The following is a 7,531-nucleotide window of genomic DNA, read 5'->3' as shown; positions in this document are numbered from 1 at the left end:
CGCTGGACTGCCTTCCCAAAGAATCTCTTCTCAGACCAATTTCAACTCCCAAAACGCCATATGCGATTCCCCTGCCCACTTGGGGGAGACCGGATATCACGCCGGCTTTCGCCAAATTCCAACGTTGCAGGACACGGCGGGGCGCCAAAGCTGCCGATCTCCCTCCTCGTGGGGGAGATATCCGGCAGGGCGGAGGGGCGCCGGCCCGCCAGCTTCTAAATAAGCGCCCCTCAATGCTTGAGCCTATCCCGCATCGCGTACCACAGCATTCCCAGCACATAGAGCGGCCCGCGCAAGGCCGTCCCACCCGGGAACGGCATTGGCGTCAGCGTCGAGAACAGGTCGAGCCGCGAGGCATCGGCGGTGATCGCTTCGGCGAGCAGCTTGCCCGACAGCGTCGACAGGATGACGCCCTTGCCGGAATAGCCATGCGCGAAATAGACCTCGCCATAGTGCCCGACATGCGGCAGCCGCGACGTTGTCACCGACACTAGTCCGCCCCAGGCGTGGTCGATGCGGCATCCCTTCAACTGCGGGAAGGTGCTTTCCATGTGCGGCCGCACGAAGCCGGCAATGTCGGCCGGCGGTGACGGCGTATAGCGCTCGCCGCCGCCGAACAGCAGGCGTCCATCCGCCGACATGCGGTAATAGTTGACGACGAAGCGTGTGTCGGACACCGCGACATTGGCGGGGATGACGTTGCGAGCGCCCTCCAGCGGCTCAGTGGCGACGATGTAGTTGCCGACCGGCATGATGCGGCTGTTGACGCGCGGCTCCAGCCCGTTGAGCAGCGCATCGCCCGCCAGCACGACATGTCTGGCACGGACCGATCCCTTTGCCGTCGAAACCCGGATCGACGGCTTCCGCTCCAGCTTCACGGCCACCGAATTCTCGTGGATGGTGACGCCGGCCGCGACGGCCGCGCGGGCAAGGCCCAGCGTGTAGTTCAAGGGATGCATGTGGCCGCCGAGCGGCTCGTACATCGCGCCATGATAAGGCGTGTCGACCTTGGCCCGCGCGTCCGCCGCCGAGAGAATCTCGACGTCGCGGAATTTCATCACGCTCTCGAGGCACCTGGCCTCTTCTTCCAGATCCCTGAGGTCGGAGCCGTTGACCGCACCGACCAGATGGCCGGTCAGCCTGAGATCACAATCGATGGCGTTGCGCTCGATGATGTCGAGCACCAGTCCGCGCGCCTCGAAGGCAAGGTCGAACAGCACCTTGGCGCGCTCAGGCCCATAGAGCTTGACCAAACCCTTGGCGCCCTTGCGCAGGCCGGGGATCATCTGGCCGCCATTGCGCCCCGACGCACCCCAACCGATCCTGCCGCCTTCGAGCAGCACCACCTTCAGGCCGCGCTCGGCGGCGTGAAGGGCGGCCGACAGCCCGGTGCAGCCGCCGCCGACGACGACCAGGTCGGCATCGACATCGCCGGCGAGCGCCGGATGGTCCGGCGCCGGATTGGCGGTGGCGACGTAGTAGGATTTGTCGATATCGAGACCGGAATTGAAACCCGTTGAAGATGCCACGGTCACACCTTCAGCAAGAGGTGGTCGCGCTCCCAGCTCGTCACCACGCTCTGGAACAGGTCGAGCTCGACACTCTTGACGCGCACATAGGTCTGGAAGAAGTCCTCACCCAGCAGTTCCCGCACCGGACCGCAAGCCGTGAAGCGGTCGAGCGCTTCCTCCATGGTCTTCGGCAGCGTGCTCCTGATCTTGTAGGCATTGCCCGAGGCTTCGGCCGAGCGCGCCAGCTTCTGCTCGACGCCGAGATAGCCGGCAAGCAGCGAACCGGCGATCGCCAGATAGGGATTGCAATCGGCGCCCGGTAACCGGTTCTCGACCCGCCTTGCGGCGCGCCCTCCCGCCGGCACGCGCAGCCCGCAGGAGCGGTTGTCATGCGACCACTCGATGTTGGCCGGCGCGCTGTGGTTGGGCCGGATGCGGCGGAACGAGTTCACGTTGGGCGCGAACAGTGGCATGATTTCGGGAATGTATTTCTGCAGGCCGCCGATGAAATGGCCGAACATCGTGGTGTCGGCATCGTCAGCGCTGGCGAAAAGCGCGTTGCCGGCCTCGTCGGCGACGGACATGTGCAGATGCATCGAGCTGCCGGCCTGGGCCGCGATCGGCTTGGCCATGAAGGTCGCATGCATGCCGCATTGCTGCGCGGCCTGCCGCGTAAACCGCTTGAACAAAAGCACCTGGTCGGCCAGCGGCAGTGCGTCGCCATGCAGCAGGTTGATTTCCAGCTGCGCCGTGCCCGATTCATGGATCAGGGTGTCGAGCGGCAGGCCGGCCGCCGCTGAATAGTCATAGATACGCCGGACCACCGGCTCGAACTCCTCGAGCGCCGCCATGTCATAGGGATGCTGCACGCCCTCGGCCCGGCCATTGGCGCCGAGCGGGGCGGTCAGCGGCTTGTCCGGATCGGGATTGTGTGCGGTGAGATAGAATTCGAGTTCCGGCGCCACCACCGCGCGCCAGCCGCGCTGGCGGTAGAGATCGAGCACGGCGCGTAGCACATGGCGCGGCGAGGCCATCCACGGCCTGCCGTCCATGTGGAAAGCGTCGGCAAAGACATAGGCCTTGCCAGCGCCAGCGCCCGGCGCCAGGCACAGCGTCGAGACATCGGGCACCATGCGCATGTCGGGGTCCGAATAGGCAAAACCCTCGTCGATAGAGCCGGAATAGCGGCCATCGATGCTGACCAGGAAGGCGCTGCTCGGCAAATAGAGCGCGCGGTCTTCCAGCGCCTTGAGGAATTTGGCCGTCGGCAGCGCCTTGCCGCGCAGCACGCCATTCATGTCGGGCACCAGGCACTCGACCTCATTGATGCCGTGCTGCGTGAGCCAGGCCTTGGGGTCGTTGATTGCGGTATTCGTGTTCTTATCGAGCATTTCGTTCATGTCCGTATCAGGGAGAGTATGGCTTGCGCGGCCACGTCCGTTCCGGGTTTCAGCGCCATCTCGGCTGCATTGTTCCTAAGGCGGGCGCGCATGGCGTCATCGGCCAGCAGGCCGAGAATGGCTCTCTCCAATCCTCCTTCGGTCCAGCCGTCACGGCCGATATGGTCGCCGACGCCGGTCTCTCCGGCGCGTTGCGCATTGTCGTGTCCGTCCCAGCAATAGGGCATGATCAGCGACGGCACGCCGAAACGCAGCGCTTCGCAAAAGCTGTTGTTGCCGCCGTGGTGGATGAACAGGTCCGACTTCGCCACCACCGAGGGCTGCGGAAACCAAGCGTCGAGATAGACATTGTCGGGCACCGCGCGATGCTGGATGAAGGCTGGGCGCCCCGGGCCCGCAAGGCCTGTGCGATGCCCATGGAATTCAGCGCGGCGCCAGAGCCCGTCTTGGAAAACAGCGCCATGGTCGGGCTGGCTTTACGCGTCAATTCATCCTCTTCAATCCGGCCGGCTGATCGCGCCGAACAGTGCGGCCCCGTGCCTGGCCGCCTGCTGTCACCGGCTGCGAGGCGCAGGTGGACGCGAAACAGATCGGCACCCATTTCATACTTCCGGTTTTCGAGATGGTCGAGTGTATTGAGGTGTTCGCGCAACGATTGCCTCGGCCGGAAGACGCCGTCAGTTGCGGCGGCCCGCCAAAGGACGCCAGCAGCAGATTGGCCGCCATTGTCGCTGACGGTCACGGCGGCCTCGCACAACCGCGCCACCGTCATCTCGCTGCCGGCGAATTCTGGTCGTCGGAGAGTTGGCGACGGCGGCGTCATGCGGAACCTTGATGCCGCGGTCGAGCTGCTCGATGCCGCCGTCGACACGATGCAGGACGAGCGCCGCCATAAGCGCCTTGAACGTGCTGCACACCGCCTTGTCGTTAAACGGGAACGGCTCCAGGAAAAACAATGCCGCCGGGCGAAGCCCAGCGGCATCTTCTTTGACTGGCTACCGCCTTTTCAGTGACGATCCGCTACGGCGTCGTTCCCGCTTGAAGCTTGGCCGCCGTCTGGTCGATCTTGCCGCCAAGGACGCCTTGGGCCCAGGCCGTGACCTCGGCGTCGACAGGCTTGTTGGCCATGTCCGTCAGCGCCGCGTCGAGCGATGCGTCATCGGTGCCGACCGCTGCCGCGGTTGCCGCGGCCGCGGCTTCGTCGGCAGCCGCATTATCGGCGGCGACCACAGCCTGCTGAGCTGTGACATCGGCCTGCAAGGCCGATATCTGCCCAGGCAGGGCCGCCTGCTGTTCGGGTGTCATGGCGTCGATCTCGGCCTGCGACAGCGACGTCAGTGCGCTCAGCTGCGAATTCAGCGCATCCAGCTGGGCCTGGGCAGCGGCAGCCGTGGTGGCAGCCGCCGCAGCCGCGGTCTGCGCATTCTTGGCTTTCGCCGATTGTGTCACGAATGCCTGAATGGCACCGAACTTCTTGCTCTTGGAGTTCATATAGGCGTTGATGTTGCGCTGCAGCGAGTTCAGCCGGCCGAGTTTGGCGTGGATGTTCTTCTGCTTCGACGAGACTTCTGTATCGACCGTGGTGCTGGCCGTGATGTCCGTTTCCGTCTTGGCTGCCCGTCCCGGTGCCGACGACGACTTGCCGTGCGAAGCGCCGCTGTTGCCGCCACTATTCCCGTGGGTGCCGCTATTGCCGTTGCCCCCGGAATTGCCGTTGCCGCCGCCATTGCCTCCAGCATTGCCGCCGCCGTTGCCATGCCCATTGCCGGCGAGCGCCGGAGACGCCAGAAGCGCCAATGCAACCAGCGCCGCGAACAGAGTTTTCCGGTTTGTCATGGTAATCTCCTCGGGAATCGCGTTCTCGCCCACCGCTGAACCATCTGCGTATGAGAAATCGCTAATTGTACCCGGTAAACTTTAAACAAATGCGGTCGCAATCCGAGAGCGGGCGCCAAGCCGGAAACGTAAGCCACTGAAAAGCAACTGAATTCACTGCCTTTGACTTGCGATGGCACTGAAGTCCCATGCCAGCCAGACCTTGGTCTTGTGCCGTCCGGCGCCACGCGAAACCGCAGGAAAAAGGGGGCTGAATAGGTAGGGCGATAGATAAAAGCAGAGGTCTCAGCCGATGCTTTCACCGCCGTCGATCACCAGCGCCTGGCCGGTCATGAAGGACGATCGGTCCGACACGAGAAACAGGATCGCTTCGGCGATCTCTTCGGCCACGGCCCAGCGCCCCATCGGGATTTTGGTGCGGACATAGGTTTCGATCGCCGCGCGTCCTCCCATCTGGGCGATGAATGGCTCGTTGAAGGGCGTGTCGACCCAGCCCGGGCAGAGCGCGTTGACGCGCACATTGTGCCGGGCATAGTCGAGCGACATCTGCCTGGTCATCGCCACCACGGCATGTTTCGACGTCGCATAGGCGATCATCTCGCGGTCGTAGAAGACGCCCGAATTCGAAGCCGTGTTGAGGATGACGCCGCCCCCTTGCGCGATCATCGACGGCATGACGATCCGGGCCGCGAGGAATTGCGCCCGCACATTGACCCGCCAGGAGGCGTCCATGCCGTCGGTCTCGACCTCGGTCAGCGTGCCGCCGACCTGGATGCCGGCATGATTGTGCAGGATGTCGATGCGCCCATGCTTTTCCAGCGTACGGGTTATGAGTTGCTCAACAGCCGCGTCCTCGCCGACATCGGTGGCGATAGCCTCGGCCCGGCCGCCCATTACCCGAATGCCTGAGGCCGTTGCCTCGCCGTTGGCCGCATCCCTGTCGGCGATGACGACCATAGCGCCTTCCCTGCCCATGATCATGGCGCCAGCACGTCCGATGCCGGAGCCGGCGCCGGTCACCACGGCAATGCGGTCTTTGAGGATCATGGAGCGGCTTTCAGTTTGATGGCCTGCGCTGGCGCAGCTGCCATTGGGCAAGCACCACGAGCAGGACGGAAGCGACGAGCACGATGGTCGCGACGGCGTTGATCTCCGGCGTCACGCCGCGCCGGATGGAGGCGAAGACATAGATCGGCAGCGTCGTCTGCGCGCCGGCGACGAAGAAGGCGACGATGAAATCGTCGAAGGAGAAGGTGAAGGCGAGCAGAAAACCGGCGACCACCGCCGGCATGATCTGCGGCAGGACGATCGAGCGGAACGTCGTCAGCGGCGTGGCGTAGAGGTCGCTCGACGCTTCGACCAGATTGCGGTCGAGGCTGCCCAGCCGCGTGCCGACGATCATCGCCACCAGCGCCATCGAGAACAGGCCATGCGCGGCGATGATCGAGCCGTAGCCGAGCGACAGGCGCGGCGGTTGGTCGCCGGGCCAGACTGAGGCGAGGAACGGATTGACGACTGCGAACAGCTGGACAAGCGCGACCAGCGTCGAGATGCCGATGACGACGCCGGGAACAACGATCGCCGCGCCGAGCAATCCGTCGAAGACGGCGCGGGTTCTGATGCCGACACGCGCCAGGCCGAGGGCTGCCGCGGTGCCGAACACCGCCGCCAGAAAGGCGCTGGTGCTGGCAATGAACAGGCTGTTCTTCAGCGCCTCGACCAGGAACGGATTGGACAGCGCCTTGCCATACCATTGCACGGAGAAGCCGGTGAGCTCGCTGGCATGGTGGCCGGCATTGAAGGAGAACAGCACGACCAGCACGATCGGCAAATAGAGGAAGGCGAAGACGGCAATGACGAAGGCGCGCATCAGATCAGGTCCACCCTGCGGGCGCCCGAGACCCGGGTCGAGATGCGGTTGGCGGCAATCAGCACCACCACCGAAACCAGCACCAGCGTGATCGCGATGGCCGACCCGAATGGCCAATTGCGCGACTGCAGGAACAGATCGACCAGCGCATTGCCGATGAAGAAGACCTTGCCGCCGCCAAGCAACGTCGGGATCAAATATTCGCCGAGCAGCAGGATCATGACCAGCGAGAAGCCGGTCATCACGCCCGGCAGTGACAGCTTCAGGGTCACGCCCAGAAAGGTTGACAATGGCGTCGCGCCGAGATCGGCGGAGGCTTCCAGCAGCCTCCGGTCGAGCCGCTCGAGGCTGACATAGATCGGCAGGATCATCAGCGGCAGATAGCCGTAGACGATGCCGAGCAGGACGGCGCCCGGCGTGTTGATCAGCCTGACATCCTCAATGCCTGCAAAGGCGAGCAGCGCCGGTATGCCGCGTCCGCCCAGAATGTACATCCAGGCATAGGTCCGCATCAAAAGGCTCGTCCAGAATGGAATGACGACCAGCGCGAGCAGGATCAGCCGCCAGCGCTGCGGCGCCTGCAAGGCGAGGTAATAGGCGACCGGATAGGCAACGAGCAGGCAGGCAAGCGCGCCCACCGGCGCCAGCACCATCGTGTTCCAGAACGCGGTCGCCCGCGCCGGAAGATTGGCGTATTGCGCCAGCGTGAAGGCTGCCTGATAGCCGCCCTCGGGCGCCCGCTCGCCGACGCTGAACACGGCGATGGCGATGAACGGCAGCACCAGGAACACCATCAGCCATGCTGTCGCCGGCGCGAGCAGCAAGGCAGTCAGGAAATTATGCCGAAATCTGTTGCCGTGCATTTGAAAAACCGCCCCGGTACCGGCGGACATGGGCCCGCCGGTCGATTGTCT

At 64.3% G+C, this 7,531-nt stretch carries 7 protein-coding genes and 1 pseudogene; 1 reads left to right on the top strand and 7 read right to left on the bottom strand.

What is annotated here, in order from left to right; translation table 11 throughout:
- Nucleotides 1-230: 230 nt before the first annotated feature.
- The 3 genes and pseudogenes from FJ941_RS26470 to FJ941_RS26460 all read right to left on the bottom strand — a co-directional run.
- The gene (locus FJ941_RS26470) at nucleotides 231-1,529 is read right to left on the bottom strand and encodes an FAD-binding oxidoreductase (RefSeq protein WP_140510269.1); all 1,299 of its coding nucleotides are present in this window, start codon (nucleotides 1,527-1,529) and stop codon (nucleotides 231-233) included.
- Nucleotides 1,530-1,531: 2 nt separating this feature from the next.
- Entirely contained in the window at nucleotides 1,532-2,902 is a 1,371-nt protein-coding gene (locus FJ941_RS26465; protein WP_140510277.1) for a glutamine synthetase family protein, read from the bottom strand.
- A 5-nt stretch (nucleotides 2,903-2,907) separates the two neighbouring features.
- Nucleotides 2,908-3,279, bottom strand: a pseudogene (locus FJ941_RS26460) (nucleotide disphospho-sugar-binding domain-containing protein); the annotation flags it as partial.
- Between the two features lie 357 nt (nucleotides 3,280-3,636).
- On the opposite strand from FJ941_RS26460, the gene FJ941_RS26450 reads away from it, so the two are divergent.
- Entirely contained in the window at nucleotides 3,637-3,924 is a 288-nt protein-coding gene (locus FJ941_RS26450; protein WP_140510267.1) for a hypothetical protein, read from the top strand.
- Nucleotides 3,925-3,931: 7 nt separating this feature from the next.
- On the opposite strand, the gene FJ941_RS26445 is transcribed toward FJ941_RS26450, so the two are convergent.
- The 4 genes from FJ941_RS26445 to FJ941_RS26430 all read right to left on the bottom strand — a co-directional run bounded on the left by FJ941_RS26445 (nucleotide 3,932) and on the right by FJ941_RS26430 (nucleotide 7,480).
- Nucleotides 3,932-4,747, bottom strand: coding sequence for a hypothetical protein (locus FJ941_RS26445; protein ID WP_140510265.1), 816 nt, complete (start codon nucleotides 4,745-4,747; stop codon nucleotides 3,932-3,934).
- Nucleotides 4,748-5,032: 285 nt separating this feature from the next.
- Complete coding sequence (locus FJ941_RS26440) at nucleotides 5,033-5,794, bottom strand: glucose 1-dehydrogenase (RefSeq protein ID WP_140510264.1); 762 nt, start codon at nucleotides 5,792-5,794, stop codon at nucleotides 5,033-5,035.
- A gap of 10 nt (nucleotides 5,795-5,804) precedes the next feature.
- Entirely contained in the window at nucleotides 5,805-6,617 is an 813-nt protein-coding gene (locus FJ941_RS26435) for an ABC transporter permease (protein ID WP_140510262.1), read from the bottom strand.
- Nucleotides 6,617-7,480, bottom strand: coding sequence for an ABC transporter permease (locus FJ941_RS26430; RefSeq protein WP_140510260.1), 864 nt, complete (start codon nucleotides 7,478-7,480; stop codon nucleotides 6,617-6,619). The genes FJ941_RS26435 and FJ941_RS26430 overlap by 1 nt, the downstream gene beginning before the upstream one ends.
- Nucleotides 7,481-7,531: the final 51 nt, after the last annotated feature.

Source organism: Mesorhizobium sp. B2-3-13, from assembly GCF_006442195.1.
GTDB lineage: Bacteria > Pseudomonadota > Alphaproteobacteria > Rhizobiales > Rhizobiaceae > Mesorhizobium > Mesorhizobium salmacidum.
Note: the sequence above shows the minus strand (reverse complement) of the source record. Positions and strands in the feature narration are given on the sequence as shown.

Coding starts and splice junctions, on each gene's coding strand:
- FJ941_RS26445 (WP_140510265.1), bottom strand. CDS start 4,747: ATGACAAACCGGAAAACTCTGTTCGCGGCGCTGGTTGCATTGGCGCTT.
- FJ941_RS26440 (WP_140510264.1), bottom strand. CDS start 5,794: ATGATCCTCAAAGACCGCATTGCCGTGGTGACCGGCGCCGGCTCCGGC.
- FJ941_RS26430 (WP_140510260.1), bottom strand. CDS start 7,480: ATGCACGGCAACAGATTTCGGCATAATTTCCTGACTGCCTTGCTGCTC.
- FJ941_RS26435 (WP_140510262.1), bottom strand. CDS start 6,617: ATGCGCGCCTTCGTCATTGCCGTCTTCGCCTTCCTCTATTTGCCGATC.
- FJ941_RS26465 (WP_140510277.1), bottom strand. CDS start 2,902: ATGCTCGATAAGAACACGAATACCGCAATCAACGACCCCAAGGCCTGG.